This is a genomic window from Stenotrophomonas sp. GD04024 (genome assembly GCF_029837545.1).
GTDB lineage: Bacteria > Pseudomonadota > Gammaproteobacteria > Xanthomonadales > Xanthomonadaceae > Stenotrophomonas > Stenotrophomonas forensis.
In genome coordinates, this window is the sequence record NZ_JAOEDV010000059.1 from 1 (window position 1) to 21,341 (window position 21,341).

The following is a 21,341-nucleotide window of genomic DNA, read 5'->3' on the forward strand; positions in this document are numbered from 1 at the left end:
CACGCCATTTTTCGCAGCAGTGGGCCTGCCTAGACTGCGCTCCCCACATTCACGGAGCGCACGCCATGTCGCTTCACCTGCCGTGCGCCGCACGGATCGGCCCGCGCCCATGAGCGCGATCACCGTGCCACAGGCCCCGGCCGCCCCGCCTGCCCCCGCGTTCGATCGCCGCATCGTGGTCGGATTGTGCGGCGTGCTGCTGGTGGTGCTGCTGTCGGGCTTCAACGAGAACGTCACCAAGGTCGCGCTGGCCGACATCCGCGGTGGGATGGGGTTCAGTGCCGATGACGGCAACTGGATCACCGGCATCTACAGTGCCATGTCGGTCAGCGCGATGGCCTTCGCGCCCTGGTGCGCGGCCACCTTCTCGCTGCGCCGCTTCGGCCTGGTGATGATCGCCGCCTTCATGGTGCTGGGGGTGCTGTGCCCGCTGGCGCCGAACCTGCCGACCTTCCTGCTGCTGCGCGCATTGCAGGGCCTGGCCGGCGGTGCGTTGCCGCCGCTGCTGATGAGCGTGGCGCTGCGCTTCCTGCCGCCGGGCATCAAGCTGTATGGCCTGGCGGGCTACGCGCTCACCGCAACGTTCGGGCCGAGCATGGGCACGCCGCTGGCCGCACTGTGGGTCGAGCACGCCGGTTGGCAGTTCGCGTTCTGGCAGATCGTGCCGTTCTGCGTGGCCGGCATGGTGATGGTCGGCTGGGGCCTGCCGCAGGACCCGATGCGCCTGGAGCGCTTTGCCCAGTTCAACGGCGTGGGCCTGGCCCTGGGGTTGCCGGCACTGGTGATGCTGGTGCTGGGCCTGACCCAGGGCGCGCGCCTGAACTGGTTCGATTCGCCGCTGATCACGGTGCTGCTTGGCGGCGGCACCGGCCTGCTGGTGTTGTTCTTCATCAACGAGTGGTTCCACCCGCTGCCGTTCTTCAAGCTGCAACTGCTGGCCCATCGCAATCTCAGCTATTCGCTGGTCACCTGCGTGGGCGTGCTGTTCGTGCTGCTGGCGGTCATCTCCATCCCCTCCGGCTTTCTCGCCAGTGTGCAGGGCTACCGCCCGCTGCAGACCGCGCCGATGTTGTTGTGGGTGGCGCTGCCGCAGGCCATTGCGTTGCCGCTGGTGGCTGCGCTGATGAACCAGCGTGCGGTGGACTGCCGCTGGGTGCAGGCGGCCGGGCTGCTGCTGCTGGCGGCGGCGTGCTTCCTGGGCGCACACCTGGATGTGCAGTGGAACCGCGACACCTTCCTGTGGGTGCAACTGCTGCAGGTGGTGGCACAGCCGATGGCGGTGCTGCCGTTGCTGCTGCTGGCGACCACCGGGCTGGCGCCGCAGGACGGTCCCTATGCCTCGGCCTGGTTCAACACCGTCAAAGGCTTTTCGGCGGTGTTTGCCGGTGGCGTGCTTGATGCGGTCGGACAGTCACGGCGCCACCTCCATTCCACCGCGCTGGTCGACCACCTGGGCAACCAGCCGTGGCTGCCCGCCAGCGCCGATCTGCCCGCACGCCTGCACGCCCAGGTGCAGGCGCTCACCTCGGCGGACCTGTACTGGCTGGTCGCGCTGGTGGCCCTGGGCTGCCTGCCGCTGCTGCCGTGGGCCACCCGTGTCCATCCGCCACGTGCCGTGGCCTGACCCTCACCCGTAAGGACTCCCCCATGAGCCTCAACAAGACAACCCTCAACACCGGCCTTGTGCTGGGCGTGCTGGCCCTGGCGATCGTCAGCTGGCTGCTGCTGCGCGACGGGCGCTACCAGCGCACCGACAACGCCTACGTCAATGCGGATTTCACCGTGGTCGCACCGAAGGTGGCCGGCTTCGTCAGCAGCGTCGAGGTGGACGACAACCAACCCGTGAAGGCCGGCGACGTGCTGGCGCGCATCGACGACCGCGACTACCAGGTGGCCCTGCAGGCAGCGCGTGCCGACCTGGCCAACGCGCGTGCACAGCTGGCCAATGCACAGGCCGCACTGGCCCAGCAGGGCTCGCTGATCGAACAGGCCAGGGCCAGTGTCGATGTCAGCCGCTCCGAACTGACCCTGGCCAGCGCCGACCAGCAGCGCTACCGCGAACTGGCCCGCGACGGCGCCGGCACCGTGCAGAACGCGCAGCAGGCGCAATCGAAGCAGGCCGTGGCCAGTGCGCACCTGCAGCAGGGCCAGGCCGCGTTGTCGACCGCACGCCAGCGCATCGACATCCTGACCGCCGGTGTGCAGGCCGCGCAGGCCGCGGTACAACGCGCCGAAGCCGCGCAGGCGCGCGCCGAACTGGATCTGTCGCACACCGTGCTGCGCGCGCCGATCGACGGCATGGTCGGTCGCCGTGCGGTACGCGCCGGCGCCTACCTGACCCCGGGAACGCCGGTGGCCGCCGTGGTGCCGTTGAAGCGCGCATTCGTGGTCGCCAACTTCCAGGAAACGCAGATGACCCGCATGCAGGCCGGCCAGCAGGTGGAGCTGAAGGTGGACGTGTTCCCGGGCAAGTCGCTGCGTGGCCACATCGACAGCATCGCACCGGCGACTGGCGTCACCTTTGCCGCCATCGCGCCGGAAAACGCCACCGGCAACTTCACCAAGGTGGTGCAGCGCATTCCGGTGAAGATCGTGCTGGAGCCGGGCCAGCCACTGCTGGAGCAGCTGCGCGCCGGCATGTCGGTGGAAGCCCGCGTTGACCTGGACAGCCGCGTGCGCGTGCAGAGCGCGCAGCGCGTGCAGGACCGCACGGACGGGGAGGGCGCATGAGCGCAGGCAGCGTGTTCCGAACCTTCGTTGCGGCCACCCTGTGCACGGCCCTGGCCGCCTGCACGATGGGCCCGGACTTCGTACGCCCGCAGGCAGCGCTGCCCAGCCACTGGCAGGGTGAGGCCGTCGCCGGCAACGCCATCGACCAGGACGCGGCCTGGTGGGCCGGCTTCGACGATCCGCTGCTGGGCCAGCTGGCCAGCCAGGTGCTGGCGGCCAACCTGGATCTGCAGCTGGCGGCCAACCGCGTGCAGCAGAGTCGCGCCGCGCGCGGTGCCACCGCGGCCGACCGTCTGCCCAGCGTCAGCGCCAGTGCCGGCGGCGTGCGCGCACGCAACAGCGAAGTGGGCTTGAGCGACCCGTCCGGCAACGGCGGGCGCGAGGACTACGGGCTGTTCCAGGCCGGCATCGGCCTGAGCTGGGAACTGGACCTATGGGGCCGTGTGCGCCGCCAGGTGGAAGCCGCCGATGCCCGTGTGCAGATGGCCGAAGAGGATGCACACGCGGTGCGCATCGCGCTGCTGGCGGAAACCGCGCGTGACTATCTGCAGCTGCGCGCGACGCGGCAGCTGCGGGCGATCACCGAGGACAATCTGAGCATCGCCCACGATATCAAGCGCCTGACCGAAGCGCGCCAGCGCCAGGGCGTGGCCAGCACGCTGCAGGTGTCCAGCGCAGCGGCGCAGGTGGCCTCGCTGCAGGCGCGCATCGCACCGCTGCAGCATCGCGAATCGCAGCTGCGCAATGCGCTGGCATTCCTGCTGGCACAACCGCCACAGGCGCTGGACGCACGGCTGCAGGACGCGCGCCGTGACTGGCCGGCGTTGCCGACGGTGGCGGTGGGCGTGCCCAGCGAACTGGCCGAACGTCGCCCGGACATCCGCCGTGCCGAAGCGGCATTGCATGCGGCGACGGCGGGCATCGGCGTGGCTCAGGCCAGCTTCCTGCCGCGCATCACCTTGAATGGCGATGCCGGTTTCCAGGCCAGGCAGCTGGATGACCTGGACGGCTGGAACGCGCACCGGTTCAGCATCGGGCCGTCGATCAGCCTGCCGATCTTCCAGGGCGGGCGGTTGAAGGCCAACCTCGCATTGAGCCGGCTGCAGCAGCAGCAATCGGCGCTGCAGTTCCGTCGCACCGTGCTGCAGGCCTGGCATGAAGTGGATGATGCCATTGATGGCTATGCAGCCGAGCAGCAGCGTACCGTGCAGCTGCATGTGGCGGTGGACGAAAGCGAGACCGCACTGGGTGCGGCGCGCCGGCAGTACCAGGCCGGCGTGGTCGACATGCTGGACGTGCTGACCACCCAGCGCATCGCGCTGGACAACCAGGCTGCGCTGGCCAACAGCCAGGCCACCGCGGCGATAGCACGGGTGGAGCTGTACCGCGCGCTGGGCGGCGGCTGGTAGTGCCGGCCGCTGGCCGGCATCTTCATGGATTCTGCAGTTGCCGGCCAGCGGCCGGCACTACCGTGTGACCGGGTAGTTGCCAACCAAGGTTGGCATCTACCCGGGGCAGGCCTCAACGCACGTCGCGCAGTTCCCAGTGATGACCGGCCAGCAGGCGCAGGCGCTGCTTGAACACGTCACTGTCGATGCGGGTGGTGGCCACCAGGTTGATGCGCAGGTCCTTCTGCTCACCGGTCACGGTGGCGTCCGGGTCGGTGACGCCCCACTGCGGTTCCACCGCATCCGGATCGGGCTGCTTGGCCTTCCAGCGCTCGAACAGCGTGCCGCTGCGCAGTGCGTCCTGCAGCTCTTCGGCGAAACCGGCGGCGCCCTGCGAATGGAAGGACAGGTCAGGGTCGTTGCCGCGGGCCTTGGACGGGTCGGGCAGGCTGATGTGGTACTGCGCAGGCATGGAGTTCTCCTTGAAGTGCGGCAAGGCTGGCACAGTCGCGGTGGAATCGATGTGCAGATTCCGGCCGTGGCCAGCGCTCATTCGAACCGATGCGGCCCATCGGCAAAGCCCACGGTGACCGCGCCCTTGCCGACGTTGACCATGCCGGTCAGGCTCATCACCGATTCGTACACGGTCACGCCGTGGCTGGCGCAGACCTCTTTCAGCGGTGCATAGCCGGGCAGGGTGCGCAGCTCGTCCAGCTCACCGCCGTAGCTGACACACACCGTTGGCGTCATCAGGCCGGCTCGCACGCGCTGGCCGACCACCGCGAACAGCTTCTGCACCGCGTTGTCGAAGCCCTTGATCTTGGCCACCGGCCCGGTCTCGCCGCGGTAGCCGTGCAGCACCGGCTTGATGTCCAGCGCGCTGCCCAGCGCGGCGCTGAGCAGGCCGACGCTGCGGTCGCCCTTGTGCCGCGCACGTGCGCGCATGTAGTACAGGTCGCGGGTGACCATGTAGCCGTGCACGTTGCCGGCCAGTTCCTCCAGCCGCTCGCGGATCTGCTGCACGCTGGCGTTGCTGTCGCGCAGGCGCACCGCTTCCACCGCGGTCACCGCCTGCGCGGCGAACAGGTTCTGGGTGTCGAGCACGCGCAGCGCGAAGGGTGAGTTGTAGCCCGCCGCCTGCCGTACCGGCTTGTAGTCGTTGAGGATGGCGAAGCTGGCCTGCAGCGCGTTGTCGTGGATCGGGCTACGGGTCTTGGTGATGGTCATGCAGAACACGTGGTCGTAATCGATCACCAGCTGCTGCAGGAACAGGTCACGGATCTGGTTGACGCTGAACGGGATGGTTTCCGCCTCCGCACCATGCTCGGCCACGTGCGCGTGCAGGAAGCTCAGCGTGGCCTGCTCATCGCGATGATCGGCCAGCACGGCTTCGCCGATCCGTACGGTGATCGGCAGCAGCACGATGTTGTGCGCGGCAATGAAGTCCTGCGGCAGGTCGCAGGCCGAGTCGACGACGATTCCGATGCGCATCCGCGGCTCCCCCTCCAGGGCGGTTGTAGGTTCGGAAACGTGAAATCTATCTCAAAACCGGGCGTGGCGCGCGAGGGAAACGCGCCACGCCCTGTTCAGCGGTTGCGCTGCACCGCTACCGGCAGGCTGGCCAGGCGCTGCCATTCGGGCTGCAGCAGCAGGCCTGGGTCGGCCAGCACGGCGGCCATCAACGGGTGCGCGTCGTTGCCCCAGAACAGCTCGTCGTCGATGGCCAGGGTGGGGACCCCGAACACGCCCGCGGCAATCGCGGCCTCGGTATTGCGCCGCAGCTGCTCCTTGACCGCCGGCTCGGCGATGGCACGGTCGGCATCCTCGATGCCCAGCCGCGCGGCCGGCTCGCGCAGCGCATCGGCACTGTCGGCGGCGTTGCCGTCGCGCCAGATCCAGTCGAACAACACATCCACCGCCTGTGCGCTGGCGCCGGCGGCCAGGCACAGGCGCAGCGCCGACAACGGGTTGAACGGATGGCCCGGCGGGAATCGCAGGGGCGTACCCTCGGCCTGCGCGGTCCACAGCAGCTGGCGGTAGATGAAACGACGCTTGGCGGGAATCTCGGCCGGACCGAGGTTGCCCAGGTGATGCAGCACCGCACCGAAGGCAATCGGCACCGGCTGGATCTGCGCGAACTGCGGCAGCTGCTTCAGCTTCTGCCAGTGCAGGTAGGAATACGGCGAGACGAAGTCGAAGTACCAGCGCAGCGTGGCCATTGGAATTTCCTCGTGTACGGTCAGGGCTGCGCGTTGCGCTGCAGGTAGCGGTCGCGCAGTTCGGTCTGGCGCGAGCGCATCGGCATCGCGCGGCCGCCCAGCCAGACCTGTTCGGCATAGTGCGCCACGTCCAGCGGGTCGCCTTCCCACAGCACCAGGTCGGCGCGCTTGCCGGGCTCGATGCTGCCGATCTGGTCGGCCACGCCGAACGCCTGTGCCGGTACTCGGGTCAGGCCGGCCAGGCCGTCGGCCCAGGGCAGGCCATGGGCGACCGCATTGCCGGCCAGCTGGCGCATCTTGCGGGCGTTGTGGGTGGCGTCGCCGCGCTGCACGAAGGAGACCGCCACGCCCGCGCGCTGCAGGCGTGCCGCATTCTCCAGCGTGGCCCCGATCTGGTCGAAGCTGGCCGGCAGGTTGGCCAGCACATCAACGAACACCGGCACGTGGGCAGCGGCCAGTTCCGGCGCCACCTGCCACGCTTCGCTGGCCCCGGCGATGGCGATCTTCACCTTCTCGCGGGCGGCCCAGCGCAGCAGCTGGCGGATGTCGGCGGCACGGTCCACTTCCACCACGATGCGGCCCTGGCCGGCCAGGTAGCGGCTCAACGTGCGGCGGCCGGCCGGGGTCAGCAACGCATGCGGCGAGTCTGCGGCCACCTGGCCACGCGCCTCGTCGATCATCTGCTGCAGCAGCATCCACTGCGCGGCGCGCGACTGGCCGGTCAATTCCGAGGCGGCTGCGCCGATGCGCAGGAACAGGGCGCGCGGGCCGATCGGATCGATGCTGCCATCGAGCCGCATCACGCCGCCCTGGCCGGCCACGAAGCCACCGCCGGGGGTTGCCCCCAGTGCGGTGAAGCCGATCCCTTCCAGCCGGGTCACCGGAATCAGCACCGAGGCCGGGTTGTAGGCCAGGGTCACGTCGAACTCGGGCCGCAACGGTTGCTCGCCGATCTTCAGTGCGCTGTCGACGGTGCTCCTCTCGACCAGTACTTCTTCGATGCCGGTCTCGGTGATGCCGCCGAACAGTGCAGGGGTCAACGGGCGGCCACTGGCCTCGACCACGGTTGCGCCAGCGGGCGCGGACAGGCCGTTGCCCACCGCACGGATGATGCCGCCCTGCACCAGCACGTCGGCGTTCTGCAGGCTGCCGCGTGCGCTGGCGGTGTGCACCGTGGCATTGCGCACCAGCAGGTCCTGCGCCTGTGCGGATGCGGAGATGCACGCCAGCACCATGGCGGTAGCGCCGAGCCAGGCCCGGCTGCCCTTCGCGGCAGAGTGCAGCCACTGCTTGAGCACCCTCATCAGCGCACCTCCTGGCCAAGCTGGAAATCGGAACGCGGCGTCGCCGCCGGCGCACTGCGGTCGTACAGGCGGCGGCCGTCGATGAAGACCTGCTCGGCCAGCGCGTAGGAACTGAAGGGATTGCCGTTCCACACCACCACATCGGCCATCTTGCCGGCCTCCAGGGTGCCGGTCTGGCCCTCGATGCCCAGCGCCTTGGCGGCGTTGGCGGTCATCCAGGTGATGGCGTGCTCGGGTGTGATCTCCGGCATGCGTGCACGTCGCGCCGAGGCCATCACCTTGGCGGCTTCCTGGTTGAGGCGCTGGATGCCTTCGGGTGAATCGGAATGGACGATGGCACAGCTGTTCTTCGGCCGGTCGACCAGCGCGATGTTCTCCGGAATACCGTCGAAGGCCTCCATCTTGAAGCCCCACCAGTCGGCCCACAGCGCGCCGCAGACGCCATCGGCGGCCAGCCGGTCGGCCAGCTTGTAGGCCTCCACGCCGTGGTGGAACGCGGCCACCTTGAAGCCGAATTCCTTGGCCAGGTCGAGCATGGTGGCCATTTCGTCGGCGCGGTAGCAGTGGATGTGCACGCGGATGTCGCCCTGGATGGCGCCGGCCAGCGTGTCCAGCTTGAGGTCGCGCTTGCCGCCGGCATCCCCGGCACTGTCGCCCTTATCGCTGCCGAACCAGCCCTTGCGCTTGACCGGCTTGGGCTTGTTCTTGGCGATGTAGTCGGCGGCATCGATGAAGGCTGCGCGATAGCCGGCCACGTTGCCCATGCGCGTGGCCGGGGCCACGCCCTTGCCTTCGCCGTAGACCCGCTTGGGGTTCTCGCCGCAGGCCATTTTCAGGCCCCACGGCGCACCGGGGAACTTCATCGCCTGGTAGGTCACCGCCGGTACGTTCTTCAGGGTTACGCCGCGGCCACCGACCAGGTTGGCCGAACCGGGCAGCACCTGCATGCTGGTCACGCCGCCGGCCAGTGCCGTGGCGAAGCCCGGGTCCTGCGGCCACACCGAGTGTTCGGCCCAGACGTTGGCGGTGACCGGCGCGGTCATCTCGTTGCCGTCACTGTGCGCGCCGACGCCCGGGCTGGGATACACGCCCAGGTGCGAGTGCACGTCGATCAGTCCCGGCGTGACCCACTTGCCCTGGGCATCGATGCGGGTGACGCCGGCGTCGGCCTGCAGCTGCTGGCCGACCGCTACGATGCGGCCCTCGCGCAGCAGCACGTCGGCGTTGTCCAGGCGCTGGCCGGTGCCGGTCAGCACGGTGGCGTTCTGGATCAGCACCGGCGCATCGGGATGCGCCTGGTAGGTGCTGGGATAGGGATCGGCGACGAAGCGCGAGGCGCCCACCGCCGGTGCCGTACTCAATGAAAGCAGCGCCAGTGCCACCCCGGCGCGCAACAACGTCGATGCCATGCAGTTCCCCTTGCTTGCGGCTTGGTCCAATCGCCGACGCTAGCCGGGGCGTGGTGGGCTTGCCAAGTGACCTTCTTCACAGGCAGGCCGCTGGCGGCTCGACGGCACCGCCGGTCTGGCCGAAAATAGCCGGTCCCCCGCCGTCCCGGACCCCGGCCCATGAAGAGCAAGCAGGAAATCGTCGACAACTGGCTGCCGCGCTATACCGGCGTGCCCCTGGACCAGTTCGGCCAGCACATCCTGCTGACCAACTTCGGCGGCTACCTGCATACCTTTTCCGAGCTGACCGGCGCGCCCGTCATCGGCCTGGACCGGCCGATGGCCAGTGCCACCATCGACGGCATCACCATGATCAACTTCGGCATGGGCAGCCCCAATGCCGCGATCATCATGGACTTGCTGTCGGCGGTGATGCCCAAGGCGGTGCTGTTCCTGGGCAAGTGCGGCGGGCTCAAGCGCAAGAACCAGCTGGGCGACCTGGTGCTGCCGATCGCCGCGATCCGCGGCGAGGGCACCTCGGGCGACTACCTGCCGCCGGAAGTGCCGGCGCTGCCAGCGTTCGCGCTGCAGCGTGCGGTCTCGACCATGATCCGCGACCTCGGCCACGACTACTGGACCGGCACCGTCTACACCACCAACCGCCGGGTCTGGGAACACGACGAGGCCTTCAAGGAGCGGCTGCGGGCGATGCGCTGCATGGCCATCGACATGGAAACGGCCACGGTGTTCGCCGCCGGCTTCGCCAACCACATCCCCAGCGGCGCGCTGCTGCTGGTGTCGGACCAGCCGATGATCCCCGACGGGGTCAAGACCGAGGCCTCCGATGCCAAGGTCAGCTCCCAGTTCGTGGAAAACCATATCCAGATCGGCATCGAGGCGCTTAAGCTTATCCGGCGCAACGGCAAGTCGGTCCGCCACCTGCGCTTCGACGAATGATGATGATGGCCTGGCGCGGCGCGCCGGCCCTGGGGAGTAGGTGATGGACGTTGCCGCGCAAGTGGTGGAATTCTGGAAGGAGGCGGGCCCGGAAAAGTGGTTCGCCCGCGACGATGCGTTCGACGCGCAGTTCCGCCGGTTGTTCCTGGATGAGCATTTCGCCGCGGCGTCGCGCGCGCGCGAGCATTGGCTGGGCAGCGCCGAGGGCGCGCTGGCGCTGATGCTGCTGCTGGACCAGTTCCCGCGCAACTGCTTCCGCGGTACCGCCCATTCCTACGCCACCGATGGCCTGGCCCGGCACTACGCGATGCGCGCGATCGAGGAAGGCCTGGACCTGCAGCTGGTGCCGAAGCTGCGCGCCTTCATCTACCTGCCGTTCGAGCACTCCGAGGATCCACTGGACCAGGACCGTTCGGTGGCGATGTTCGACGTGCTGGGTGACAAGGAATACCTGCAGTACGCCGAACTGCACCGCGACATCATCCGCCGTTTCGGCCGCTTCCCGCATCGCAACGCGGTACTGGGCCGCATTCCGGCGCCGGAAGAGCTGGACTACCTGGCCGAAGGCGGGTTTGCGGGGTAGATCCACGCCATGCGTGGATGCAAAAAACGCCGGCGTTCGCCGGCGTTTTTCGTAGGTTTCAACCGCTGCCGATCAGTACTTCGGCACACCGTTGTCCACGTCTTCCGACCAGGCGTTGATGCCGCCGGTGACGTTGAACACCTTGGTGAAGCCCAGCGCACGGAACTGCTCGGCGGCCTGCGCGCTGCGGCCACCGTGGTGGCACATGAACGCCAGCGCGGTGTCCTTCGGCAGGGCTTCCAGCGTGGCGCGGCCGTTGCCGTCGAAGCTCTTGAACGGCACGCCGACGGCGGCGATGGCGCGTTCGTCGGCCGGGCGCACGTCCACCAGGGTGATGTTGCCGGCGCGCACCAGGTCGTCGGCATCGCGAACGCTGATTTCCTGCACCGGCTTGGGCGCGTTCGGGTTGTCGATGGCCAGGCCCTTGCCGCGGATGTCGTCCACCCAGTCGATGGTGATGCCGTTGGCGCGACGGGCGCTGGCCAGGTCGAACTGCACGCGCAGGCCGTTGGACTCGGCGGCGATCGCGCCTTCGTCGTGCGGGGCCAGCTGGAAGTTCGGCTGGAAGCCGGCGTCGATGGTCAGCTGCAGCGCGGCGCCCGGGGCGTCGGCCAGCGCGCCCTTCAGCATTTCCACGGCAGCCGGGGTCACGGTGATGCTCGGCGGGGTGCGGTCCGGCGCGGCCAGGCCCAGCACGCTGCTCAGCTCGCCGCTGGCGGCCATCTGCAGCACGATGTCGCTGCCGCCGACCAGTTCGCCGTCGATGTACAGCTGCGGGATGGTCGGCCAGTCGCCATAGGCCTTGATGCCTTCACGGATTTCCTGGTCGGCCAGCACGTTGACGTGGGCGAACTCGACGCCGAGGTCCTGCAGGGCGCCCACGGCCTTGGCCGAGAAACCGCACTGCGGCATCGACGGCTGGCCCTTCATGAACAGCACGACGCGGTTGTCGTTGAGGATGGATTCGATGCGCGAACGCAGGGCGGGATCGAGGGACATGGACGTCGGGGTTCCGGGAATTCGAATGATCAATTCTACCCCCGGCGGCATCGCGGGGGATGAGCAGGGCAGGAACATTGCGTCGCATCGCCCCACGCGCGGCCGGGGCCGCCAGGTCCAGGCTGTCGCAGCTGGCCCTGATCCTGGCCCGGGCCGCCCCGCTGGGGGATGTCAGTCGGCGCGGCCGAGCAGGTGCGCGGCCACCGGCAGCGCCCGTTCGCTCCACAGCGCGTACATCCGCGCCGAGGGATGCAGGCCATCCTCGGCGATCATCGCCGGGTCCTCGCCCTGGGCGCGGCTGATGTCGGTGATATCGACGAAGGCCACGTTGTGCTGGGCGCTGATCACCTCGGCGGCCGCGTTGAACTCGTCGGTCTCGATCTCGATCGCGGCCAGGTCACGGCCGCTGCCAGCGCCGAACGGGGTCGCGCCCCAATCCGGGAAGGACAGCACCAGCACCCGCTCGGGGCGACCGGCGGCAAAGCCGATCGCGCGCTGCAGCAGGGCCGCGAACTGGGCACGGTACTCGTCCAGCGGGCGCCCGCGGTACTGGTTGTTGACACCGATCAGCAGGCTGACGAAGTCGAACGGGCCCTGTGGCGCGGCCAGGTCGATACCGGCGTCCAGTTCATCGGTGGTCCAGCCGGTGGTGGCGATGGTCTGCGGATCGGCCAGGTCCACGCCCTGCGCACGCAGCGCGGCGGCCAGCTGGTGCGGCCAACGGCCTTCAACCGCAACCGCTTCGCCGATGGTGTACGAATCGCCCAGCGCCAGATAGGACAGCGCCACCGCTCAGGCCACCGAACGGCGCGGCTTCAGCGGCACGACCTTGGTCGCGTCCTCGGCACGTCGGGCCAGCACGCGGTCGATGCGGGCGAACACATCGCGCATCACCGAGGCTTCCGGCATCAGGGTCACGCGGAAGTGGTGGCGGTAGGGCACGTTGAAGCTGGAACCCGGCACCACCAGCACGCCTTCGTTGTTCATCAGGTCCAGCGCGAAGTTGTGGTCGTCGAAGCCTTTGGCGGCGGCGCCGACCACGGCCGGGAACGCATACAGCGCACCGGCCGGCGCGACCAGCGACAGGTGCTCGCTGGCTTCGCAGGCCTCGATCACCGCGCGCCGGGTCTCATACAGGCGGCCACCGGGCGTACACAGTTCGGAAATGGTGTCCGGGCCGTTCACGGCGGCCTCGATGGCGTACTGGCCGGGCACGTTGGCGCACAGGCGCAGCGCGCCCAGCAGGTCCAGCGCTGCGCGGAAGTCGCCGAGCCGGGCATCGTCGCCGCTGAGGTGGGCCCAGCCCACGCGCCAGCCGCAGGCGCGGTGCACCTTGCTCAGGCCGCTGAAGGTCAGGCACGGATGATCGCCGGCCAGCGGAGCGACCGGCTGGAACACCGCGTCGTCGTACAGGATCTGGTCGTAGATCTCATCGACCAGCAGCAGCAGGTTGTGGCGGCGTGCGATCTCCACCACGCGTTCCAGCAGTTCGCGCGGATAGCTGGCGCCGCTGGGATTGTTCGGATTGATCAGCACGATGGCGCGGGTGCGCGAAGAGACCAGCGTCTCGATCTCGCTCGGGTCCGGCTGGAAGCCGTTCTCCGGCGCGCAGCGGTAGTACACCGGGCGGCCATCGTTGAGGATGGTCGAGGCCGACCACAGCGGGTAGTCGGGCGAGGGCACCAGCACTTCGTCGCCCGGGTTGAGCAGGGCGCGCAGCGAGAGGTCGATCAGTTCGCTGACGCCATTGCCGAGGAAGACGCGGTCCGGGTGCGCATCGGGCGCGCCACGGCGGGCGTAATAGCCAGCGATGGCTTCGCGTGCGACCGGCAGGCCCTGCTGGTGGGTGTACGGGTCGGTGCGGCCCATGTCGTCGGCGATCGCGCGCTGCAGGTGCTCGGGCGCACGGAAGCCGAAGGCACCGGGGTTGCCGATGTTGAGCTTGATCAGCTTGCGGCCCTGCGCTTCCAGCTCCCGGGCTCGCCGCGCCAGTTCTCCGCGGATTTCGTAGCGCACTTCGGAAAGGCGCTCGCGGATGGCCAGGGGCTTGGGCGAGGGGGTGGACATGGGGGCTGGGCCGTCAAAAGGCATGGGGTTTCCATCCTACCGGAATTGCTGCAATGCATGGCAAGGGCGCGGGCCTGCCGTTGCTGGGCTGGCAGGGCATCGGGCCGGTTAGAATGGCGGCGATGACCCAGACCCCCGATTTCACCGCCCTGCAGACCATCGGCTGGCCCTGGCCAGGCCCGGCGCAGCAGGCCGACTGGCAGGCCGCGATGGCTGCCCATCCGCAGGCCCGCCCGGCGCGGGTGATCGAACAGCACCGCACCCATTACGTGGTGGCCGACGGCCCGGATGCATCGATCAAGGCCGAGTCGCTGCCGGAATGGCAACGCCCGCGTTTCCCCAGCCATGAGCGGCCGGCGGTGGGCGACTGGGTGCTGCTTGATGGCATCCGCATCGTCGCCCTGCTGCCGCGCCGGACCGCGATCAAGCGCGGTGCGGCCGGCGAGCATTACCACCAGCAGGTGATCGCGGCCAACATCGATACGGTGTTCATCGTTTGCGGCCTGGACGCCGACTTCAATCCGCGCCGTATCGAACGCTACCTGCTGCTGGTTGGCGGCGGTGGTGCCGAACCGGTGGTGGTGCTGACCAAGGCCGACCAGACCGAGTACAGCGAAGACGCACTGGCGGTGCTGGAAGAACTGGAGATGCAGGGCATCGCGCTGCATGCGATCAACGGCCTGGATGCCGACAGCGTGGCGGTGCTGCAGCCCTGGCTGGGCCCGGGCTGCACGGTGGTGCTGGTCGGTTCTTCCGGTGCCGGCAAGTCCACGTTGACCAACACCCTGCTTGGCGAGCAGCGGATGAAGACCAATGCGGTGCGCGCCAACGACTCGCGTGGCCGCCACACCACCACCCATCGCGCGCTGATGCCGCTGCCGACCGGTGCCTGCCTGATCGACACCCCCGGCATGCGCGAGTTGAAACCGACCGGCGAAGAAACGCTGTCCGAGGGCGGCTTCGCCGATATCGAAGCACTTGCCGCACAGTGCCGCTTCAACGATTGCAAGCATCAGCAGGAGCCGGGCTGCGCCGTGCGCGCAGCGATCGACGCCGGTGAGATCGAAGAGAGCCGGCTGCTGAACTACTTCAAGCTGAAGGAAGAAGTGGCCGCCGCGGCCGCCAAGCTGGCGGTGCGCCAGGCCGAGACCGCGCAGGAGCGCGGCGGCAGGAAGGGCAAGGGCCAGCAGTTCCGCCCGGCCGGCAAGCCACGCCGGCGTTGAGCCGCTTCTGGTAGGTGCCAACCTTGGTTGGCACGAATGGATCCGAAGCCCGCCTTTGCCTGCTCATGGTAGGTGCCAACCTTGGTTGGCACGAATGTGTCCGAAGCCCGCCGTTGCCAGCCCTTGGCAGGTGCCAACCTTGGTTGGCACGGATGTGTCCGAAGCCGCCTGCGGCGGATGCCAATCAAGGTTGGCAGCGACCCGATCCTCCGCCCGTCCCAAAGCAAGGGCAGAGCGCTATAGTCCGCGCATGGAACCGACCGCGACGCTGGACCGTGACGTGGCCCACCATGCAGCGCTCGATGCGCGCCTGGTCGAGGCCGTGGGTGGCATCCGCCTGCTGGGCCTGACCAGCTGGCCGGCGACGGTGCAGGCACCTTTCCTGGACAGCGTGGCGCGCGGCCAGCCGGTGCTGCCGAAGGTGGACTATCCGCGGTTGGATTTCAGCGAGGAGCGCCGTGCGCTGGCCGCCATCGCGGCCGACTGCGATGACAACCATCCACTCGGCCACTACGTGCGGCAGTCGGCGCAGAGCTGGGACCTGGCCGCGCAGCTGCTGGAGGGGCTGGGCACCGCCGCCGTCGATACCTGTTCGGTGCAGCTGTTCGGCGCGCCCGAGCAGCCGCTTCCGGGCAATGGCCCGAGCACGCGCGAAGCGGCGCGGCACTTCATCCAGATTGCCGCCGAACTGGACCACGAACTGCTGGCGCCGGAAGAGCAGGTGCCGGTGTCGGCCATTGCCCTGCAACTGCAGCTGCAGAACGACCTCGATGCCTTCTTCGAATCGCGCATCATCCAGGTGCAGCTGGATCCGGAGCTGGTCTCCAAGGCGGCTGCCGGCCCGACCCGCATCCGCCTGCGCACCAGTGCGCGTTTCAGCGCCTACGACCGCGCGCAGCTGTTCCACCATGAAGCACTGGTGCATTCGCTGACCGCATTGAACGGCCGCGAACAGCCGGTGCTGCCGAGCCTGGCGCTGTCGTCGCCGCGGGTGACCGCGACCCAGGAAGGGTTGGCGACGTTCGCCGAACAGATCACCGGCAGCATCGACATCGAGCGCCTGAAACGCATCAGCCTGCGTACCGAAGCGATTGCGATGGCGCGCGAAGGCGCCGATTTCATCGAGGTGTTCCGCTATTTCTGCGATGCCGGGCAGAACACCGAAGAAAGCTTCGCCTCGGCGCAACGCGTGTTCCGCGGCGTACCGCCCAGCGGTGGCCTGGCCTTCACCAAGGACACGGTGTACCTGCGTGGCCTGGTGTCGGTGCACACCTTCTTCCGCCATATGCTGGCCGAAGACCGGCTGCAGGTCTGCCGCTGGTTGTTCGCCGGCAAGATGAGCCTGACCGATGCGATCGCGTTCGCGCCGCTGTTCGAGAGTGGGGTGCTGAAGCCACCGCGCTGGCTGCCGCACTGGGTGAGCCGGGCGAACGGGCTGGCCGGCATGCTGGCGTTCTCGTTGTTCGCCAACCGGATACGGATGGACCAGCTGGCGCCGGAATGAAAGGCGTTGACGGGTTGATGCGCTGGCGCCTCGATTGATATCGCTGGGCGGCGCTGGGGCACCCTGGCCAGGACACGCCGTAAACCCATCCATGGGGGCTCGATCGGCGCATCCATGCGCCTCACCGTCCTGGTCAGGGTGCCCCACCGCCGCCAGACAGTTTCCCGCGCGGGCGGCAGCACATCACCGCGCCGAAGGGATTGCGCTTGAAAAGCAAAGAGCCGGGCAATGCCCGGCTCTTTGCTTTTTGCTCTTGCTTTTCATTGCCTTCGCGCCGGCGCAGGGAATCGTCCAGCGCGGGTAGGCAGGCCCATGCAGGACCGTTGGCGCCATGGATGGCGCCATCGAGCCCCCAGGGATGGGTTTACGGCGTGTCCTGCATGGGCCTGCCTGCCCGCGCCATGCAGGAACACTCGATGCGCCGCAGCGCCCGCTTCTGACTTAGAACTCCGCCGCCACCGTCATGAACACCTGACGCGGCGCGCTTGCATGGATCGCATAACGCGTGCCGTTCGGATCGGTCGGTGCGAACGAGCTCAGCTGGCCGGCATAGCGCTTGTTGGTCAGGTTGGTCGCGTTCAACGACACCCGCACGTTGCGCAGGCCCAGGCCCGGGCCGAAGTCGTAGCCTGCACCGGCGTCGAAGGTGGTCACGCCCGGCACCGATTGGTCGTTGGTGTAGGTGTAGTAGCGCTTGCCGGTGTACTTCGCGCGCAGGCTGGCGAAGAAGCCATCACGGTTCCAGCTGATTTCACTGGAGGCCATGCGCTGCGGCGTGTCCACGGTGATCTTGCCGGCCACTGGCACGATCGCACCGCCCGAGGTGTAGTCATCCTCGTAGGTGGTCTTGTTCCAGGACAGCGCGTTGTACCACTGCAGGCCGTCGATCGGCTTGAGGATGAAGGTCAGCTCCGCGCCATGGCTCTTCACCGAACCGACGTTGATGAAGCGCGTCACGCACTCCGGACGCGTACCCACCTCGATGCTCGAGCACGGGTTCAGCGACAGCAGGCGGTTGTCGAACTTCACGTTGTAGGCGGCGATGGACGCCTGGTACTTCTCGCCGAAGGTACGGAAGCCGGCTTCCAGGCTCCTGGACTTTTCCGGCTCCAGCCCGGCGCTGGCCGCGAACGATTCCGGCGAGACCTGCAGCGGGCCGCCGCTGCCGCCGCCGACGAAGGCAGCAATGTTCTCGGCGTACGAAGCGAACAGCTCGTTGTTGGCGTTGAGCTTGAAGCCCAGGCCGACCTGCGGCAGCACCGATTCCTTCGCGGTCAGCGTGCCCGAGGCGATGCTGGTCTCCACGCCCGGGTTGGCGGTGGCGCGCATGCGGGTGTTCGGGCTCTTGATGCCGACGTCCACGGTCAGGCGCTGGTCCAGGAAGCGCATGCGGTCCTGCACGTAGAACTGGCGCGTGCGGATGTCGAAGTCCTGGTTGAACAGCAGGCGGTCCGGGTTCTTCAGGTACAGGTCGTCCAGGAACGGGCCGCTGATGTAGTAGAAGTTGCGCGAGACGTTATGGTCGTTCTGCTCGAACCACAGGCCGGCTTCCAGCTCGTGGATGCCCACCGTCCACGACAGCGCGGCGGTGAGGCCATCGCGGTTGATGGTGTAGTTGGTGCTGCGGATCGAGATCGGCAGCATCTTGTCGGTACCCGGGTAGGACGGCTGGCCCGGCGCCCACCAGTGGCCCTGGCCACGGTTGTCATGATGGTAGGCCAGCAGCTTCAGGCGGCCCTGCTCGCCCAGGCGCAGGTCGGCATCCACCGAGTACAGGTTGTCGTCACGCAGCGCACGGCTCTGATAGTAGGCGTCGTCGATGCTGCGGACATTGCCGCTGAATTTGCACTTCGAAGCATTGAAGGTACCGGGCGCGCAATACGCGGCGGCCACGGCGCGATCCCAGTCCGGCGCGTAGATGTTCCAGTCATAGCCCAGGCCGCGGGCCAGCATGTCCTTGGACAGGTAGGCGTAGTTGGCCTGGCTGGCACGCGAGGTCGCCACGAACGCACCGAAGCGGTGGTCGCCGACATTCCACACCGCCTTGGCGTTGAACTGGCGCGTGGTCTGGTTCTGGTGCGGCGCGGCCCACATGTCCTGGTCCTGGTGCACGCCGGACACGTAGGCCGAGAAGCCGTTGATGTCGCCGGTATCCACGCGCAGGTAACCACGGCGCTGGTTGTTGTCACCCACGGTGACGCTGGCGCGGCCGCCGAACTCGGTGGACGGATCCATCGAGAAGTACTGGATGGTGCCACCCAGGTTGCTGGTCGAGGCTACGCCCAGCGAACCGATGCCCTGCGACAGTTCGGCGCCGGCCAGGTTCTCGGCGATGATCGCGCGGGCGATGCTCAGGCCGTTGTAGTTGCCGTAGCTGTTGTCGCCCAGCGGGATGCCGTCCAGCGTGTAGCCGAGGCGGCTCTTGTCGAAGCCACGCAGGCTGATCGTCTGCGATTCTTCGTTGGCACCGAAGGCATCGTTGGACTGCACCGACACGCCGGGCAGGCGGTCGAGGATCTTCTGGCCGCTGGTACCCGGCGGCAGCACCTGCTTGTCGACCGCGGTGATGCGCTGCACCTGGCGGGTCTCGCCCTGGCCGATCACGGAGACGGTATCCAGCGTCTGCGCGCTCAGTGCGGCATCGGTGCTGGCATTGGCGCCGGCATCGGCCACGGTGGCGGCATGGGCGCTGGCGGCGGAAAGCGCGATCGCCACGGCGATCGTCAGGTGTCGGGTCTGCATGGTGGTCCGTTGCATTGGGGGTGGTCACCGGCATGCATGCGCGGTGCATGGCCACTATGCGAACGGAACATGAAACCTTCTTTACGAAAAACCAACGAACGGTGCACGCGCGTGATGCGTGTCCAGCACTACCTTCGATAAGGCGGGATCAGAAGCGCTCGCCGGGCCAGCTGAACCTGAGCTGGGTCATGCAGTCACGGTCATGTTCGGAGAATGAGAATCCGATCTGGATTCCGCTCATCACGGTGCCGAACACCGTCGACTCGTCCAGGCTATGTCCTGATGGAACGGATAGAACACTGAAGTTGGGGAAGCGGCGACCCATCTGCTTTCGCGAGATGCAGGCGCCGCTCAGCGAGAGCGTCACGCCTTTGATGATTCGCCCGGAGGCATCGGTATGGATCTGGCCAGAAGGCCCCTTGATCCTCCCGGCGACCACGAATGGCGCCAGATCGATGGTTGCGCTGTCGCCCCGGCCGATTCTTGCTTCCGAACGCGAGTTGGCCGGAGCCAGTGGTGATAGCTGCACGACAAGGTCAGAGCGCGCCAGCTGCGAGGACCAGCGCTCCACGAGCCGCCATGTTGCGTCCGCCTCCTCTGCACTGGCGGCGGGCGTGGCTGCTGTCGCAGAACCGGCAATCAACAGGCTCAGGAGCAGAAGAAGTTCAGGGACGGGCTGCGATCGCTTCATCGTAGATCCTGCCGTAGAAGTCGTTGTAGTTCTCGCCGGTGGTTGAAGTTACGTTGTTGTCGCAGAACAGCTTTCCCACCTGCCGGTCCAGTTCTTCACCGCCAGCATCGGCCCGTGCGATGAGGCTGGGGCCGTTGGACGCCGCCACACCGATGTCGTAGTACCCCAGGCTGGTTACCAGAAGCTCGCTGCGCGCGGTGAGGTTGTTGAGTACCGCTTTCCCCTCCATGGTGCAGAAGTGCTGGATGAACGCACTTCGGGTACTCAAGGCGATGCCGTCGAAGTACAGTGCGTGCCCGACTTCATGGGCAATGGCTGCGATCCGGAAATAATAGCCGGCAATGTCGGAGGAATCGCAGTCGAAGGACTGGATGTAGATCCGGATGGGATCGCGATTGGTATAGGACGCGGGCGCCCAGGAAAAGGTCCACTCCGGATGCCCGGTGATCTGTGCATCGAGAGTGGGGGCACCTGGTATCAGCCAGTCGGGGCAGCCCAGACCCGTGATCACCCGCATCGGCGGGGGCTCCGCCCGGGCCTGTGTCGTCAGCAGCGTAGTGGCGACCACAAGAAGCGCAATCAGCAATGCACGCATGCCAACCTCCTTGATCCGCGATTCCAGCCGTTGGTCCATCAGGCTCAGTGAGCGTTGGCAGGTATAGCATCGGTTCTGCCGATGTATCGGGCAGTGCGTCTCAGAATTGCAGAGGCAAAATGGGGCCGGATCCCCCTCGCACGCGAAGGTTCACCGGCCCCGCGCACTCCGTGGGGGAGGCAGTCCACGCGGTGCGTGGAAGCGGGCTCAACCCATGTACAGGCCGCCATTGACCGGGTAATCCGCGCCGGTCACGTACGAAGCCTCGTCCGAGGCCAGCCAGGCCACCAGGCCCGCCACTTCCTCGGGGCGGCCAAGGCGGCGCACCGGCACCGATGCGGCCAGCCGGTCCAGTACATCCGGTGGGAAGCTGCTGATCGCCTGGCTGGCGATGTAGCCCGGCGACAGCGTATTGACGGTGACCCCGCGCGAGGCCACTTCGGCGGCCAGTGCACGGCTGAAGCCATGCATCGCCGCCTTCGCCGTTGCGTAGTTCACCTGCCCGATCTGGCCCTTGTGCGCACTCACCGAGCCGATGTTGATGATGCGGCCCCAGCCACGCGTGGCCATGCCGTCGACCACCTGCTTGGTCAGGTTGAACAGTGAATTGAGGTTGGAGGCGATCACCGCGTTCCAGTCTTCCACCGTCATCTGCCGGAACAGCAGGTCGCGGCTGCCGCCGGAGTTGTTGACCAGCACGTCCACTTCACCGACTTCGGCGCGCACCTTGGCGAACGCCGCGCTGGTCGAGGCCCAGTCGGTAGCGTTGCCTTCAGAGGCGATGAAATCGAAACCCTGTTCGCGCTGTTCGCGCAGCCAGTTGGCCTTGCGCGGCGAATTCGGCGCGCAACCGGCGACCACGGTGTGGCCGCTGCGGGCCAGGCTCTGGCAGATGGCAGTACCGACACTGCCCATGCCGCTGGTGACGTAAGCGATTCGAAGCGTCATTGC

The 21,341-nt window shown here is 67.7% G+C and carries 19 protein-coding genes; 7 read left to right on the forward strand and 12 right to left on the reverse strand.

Annotation, left to right across the window (positions count from 1 at the left end; all coding sequences use genetic code 11):
* Positions 1 to 109 precede the first annotated feature (109 nt).
* From N7590_RS16275 to N7590_RS16285, 3 genes are read left to right on the forward strand one after another with little or no spacing between them, the layout of a single operon-like run.
* On the forward strand, positions 110 to 1,624 hold the full coding sequence (locus tag N7590_RS16275; RefSeq protein ID WP_164241437.1) for an MFS transporter: 1,515 nt from the start codon (positions 110 to 112) through the stop codon (positions 1,622 to 1,624).
* Between the two features lie 23 nt (positions 1,625 to 1,647).
* On the forward strand, positions 1,648 to 2,730 hold the full coding sequence (locus tag N7590_RS16280) for an HlyD family secretion protein (protein WP_164241436.1): 1,083 nt from the start codon (positions 1,648 to 1,650) through the stop codon (positions 2,728 to 2,730).
* Complete coding sequence (locus tag N7590_RS16285; RefSeq protein ID WP_164241435.1) at positions 2,727 to 4,139, forward strand: efflux transporter outer membrane subunit; 1,413 nt, start codon at positions 2,727 to 2,729, stop codon at positions 4,137 to 4,139. The genes N7590_RS16280 and N7590_RS16285 overlap by 4 nt, the downstream gene beginning before the upstream one ends.
* Before the next feature lie 112 nt (positions 4,140 to 4,251).
* On the opposite strand, the gene N7590_RS16290 is transcribed toward N7590_RS16285, so the two are convergent.
* The 5 genes from N7590_RS16290 to N7590_RS16310 form a co-directional block, all read right to left on the reverse strand.
* On the reverse strand, positions 4,252 to 4,590 hold the full coding sequence (locus N7590_RS16290) for a hypothetical protein (protein ID WP_006469105.1): 339 nt from the start codon (positions 4,588 to 4,590) through the stop codon (positions 4,252 to 4,254).
* A gap of 77 nt (positions 4,591 to 4,667) precedes the next feature.
* Complete coding sequence (locus N7590_RS16295; RefSeq protein WP_053450761.1) at positions 4,668 to 5,609, reverse strand: DegV family protein; 942 nt, start codon at positions 5,607 to 5,609, stop codon at positions 4,668 to 4,670.
* 95 nt (positions 5,610 to 5,704) lie between these two features.
* Positions 5,705 to 6,337 (reverse strand): 2-hydroxychromene-2-carboxylate isomerase, encoded by a 633-nt coding sequence (locus tag N7590_RS16300; protein ID WP_053450760.1) that lies wholly within the window; start codon positions 6,335 to 6,337, stop codon positions 5,705 to 5,707.
* Positions 6,338 to 6,357: 20 nt separating this feature from the next.
* A complete protein-coding gene (locus N7590_RS16305) occupies positions 6,358 to 7,641 on the reverse strand; it encodes an amidohydrolase family protein (RefSeq protein WP_080374963.1) in 1,284 nt (427 codons plus the stop codon).
* Positions 7,641 to 9,050, reverse strand: coding sequence for an amidohydrolase (locus N7590_RS16310; protein ID WP_164241434.1), 1,410 nt, complete (start codon positions 9,048 to 9,050; stop codon positions 7,641 to 7,643). Before N7590_RS16310 ends, N7590_RS16305 begins: the two co-directional genes overlap by 1 nt.
* Before the next feature lie 159 nt (positions 9,051 to 9,209).
* Here N7590_RS16310 and N7590_RS16315 point away from each other — a divergent pair, with 159 nt between their 5' ends.
* Together N7590_RS16315 and N7590_RS16320 are read left to right on the forward strand one after the other, a co-directional pair.
* Entirely contained in the window at positions 9,210 to 9,986 is a 777-nt protein-coding gene (locus N7590_RS16315) for an AMP nucleosidase (protein ID WP_005414446.1), read from the forward strand.
* Between the two features lie 43 nt (positions 9,987 to 10,029).
* Positions 10,030 to 10,569, forward strand: a complete 540-nt coding sequence (locus tag N7590_RS16320) for a DUF924 family protein (protein WP_053509590.1) — start codon at positions 10,030 to 10,032, stop codon at positions 10,567 to 10,569.
* Positions 10,570 to 10,641: 72 nt separating this feature from the next.
* Here the strand turns inward: N7590_RS16320 and grxD are convergent, their stop codons facing one another.
* From grxD to N7590_RS16335, 3 genes are all read right to left on the reverse strand, one after another.
* Positions 10,642 to 11,568 (reverse strand): Grx4 family monothiol glutaredoxin, encoded by a 927-nt coding sequence (gene grxD, locus N7590_RS16325; RefSeq protein ID WP_053509588.1) that lies wholly within the window; start codon positions 11,566 to 11,568, stop codon positions 10,642 to 10,644.
* 171 nt (positions 11,569 to 11,739) lie between these two features.
* On the reverse strand, positions 11,740 to 12,357 hold the full coding sequence (locus N7590_RS16330; protein WP_053509586.1) for an SGNH/GDSL hydrolase family protein: 618 nt from the start codon (positions 12,355 to 12,357) through the stop codon (positions 11,740 to 11,742).
* Between the two features lie 3 nt (positions 12,358 to 12,360).
* Entirely contained in the window at positions 12,361 to 13,635 is a 1,275-nt protein-coding gene (locus tag N7590_RS16335) for a pyridoxal phosphate-dependent aminotransferase (protein ID WP_053450757.1), read from the reverse strand.
* A 122-nt stretch (positions 13,636 to 13,757) separates the two neighbouring features.
* On the opposite strand from N7590_RS16335, the gene rsgA reads away from it, so the two are divergent.
* The gene (gene rsgA, locus N7590_RS16340; RefSeq protein ID WP_239544273.1) at positions 13,758 to 14,858 is read left to right on the forward strand and encodes a ribosome small subunit-dependent GTPase A; all 1,101 of its coding nucleotides are present in this window, start codon (positions 13,758 to 13,760) and stop codon (positions 14,856 to 14,858) included.
* A gap of 250 nt (positions 14,859 to 15,108) precedes the next feature.
* A complete protein-coding gene (locus tag N7590_RS16345) occupies positions 15,109 to 16,362 on the forward strand; it encodes a flavohemoglobin expression-modulating QEGLA motif protein (RefSeq protein WP_053509584.1) in 1,254 nt (417 codons plus the stop codon).
* A gap of 441 nt (positions 16,363 to 16,803) precedes the next feature.
* On the opposite strand, the gene N7590_RS16350 is transcribed toward N7590_RS16345, so the two are convergent.
* The 4 genes from N7590_RS16350 to phbB form a co-directional block, all read right to left on the reverse strand.
* Positions 16,804 to 19,104, reverse strand: a complete 2,301-nt coding sequence (locus N7590_RS16350) for a TonB-dependent receptor (RefSeq protein ID WP_164241433.1) — start codon at positions 19,102 to 19,104, stop codon at positions 16,804 to 16,806.
* 148 nt (positions 19,105 to 19,252) lie between these two features.
* Positions 19,253 to 19,795 (reverse strand): hypothetical protein, encoded by a 543-nt coding sequence (locus N7590_RS16355; protein WP_164241432.1) that lies wholly within the window; start codon positions 19,793 to 19,795, stop codon positions 19,253 to 19,255.
* Complete coding sequence (locus N7590_RS16360; protein WP_230078921.1) at positions 19,770 to 20,390, reverse strand: hypothetical protein; 621 nt, start codon at positions 20,388 to 20,390, stop codon at positions 19,770 to 19,772. The genes N7590_RS16355 and N7590_RS16360 overlap by 26 nt, the downstream gene beginning before the upstream one ends.
* Before the next feature lie 207 nt (positions 20,391 to 20,597).
* On the reverse strand, positions 20,598 to 21,338 hold the full coding sequence (gene phbB, locus N7590_RS16365) for an acetoacetyl-CoA reductase (protein WP_053509577.1): 741 nt from the start codon (positions 21,336 to 21,338) through the stop codon (positions 20,598 to 20,600).
* Positions 21,339 to 21,341 lie beyond the last annotated feature (3 nt).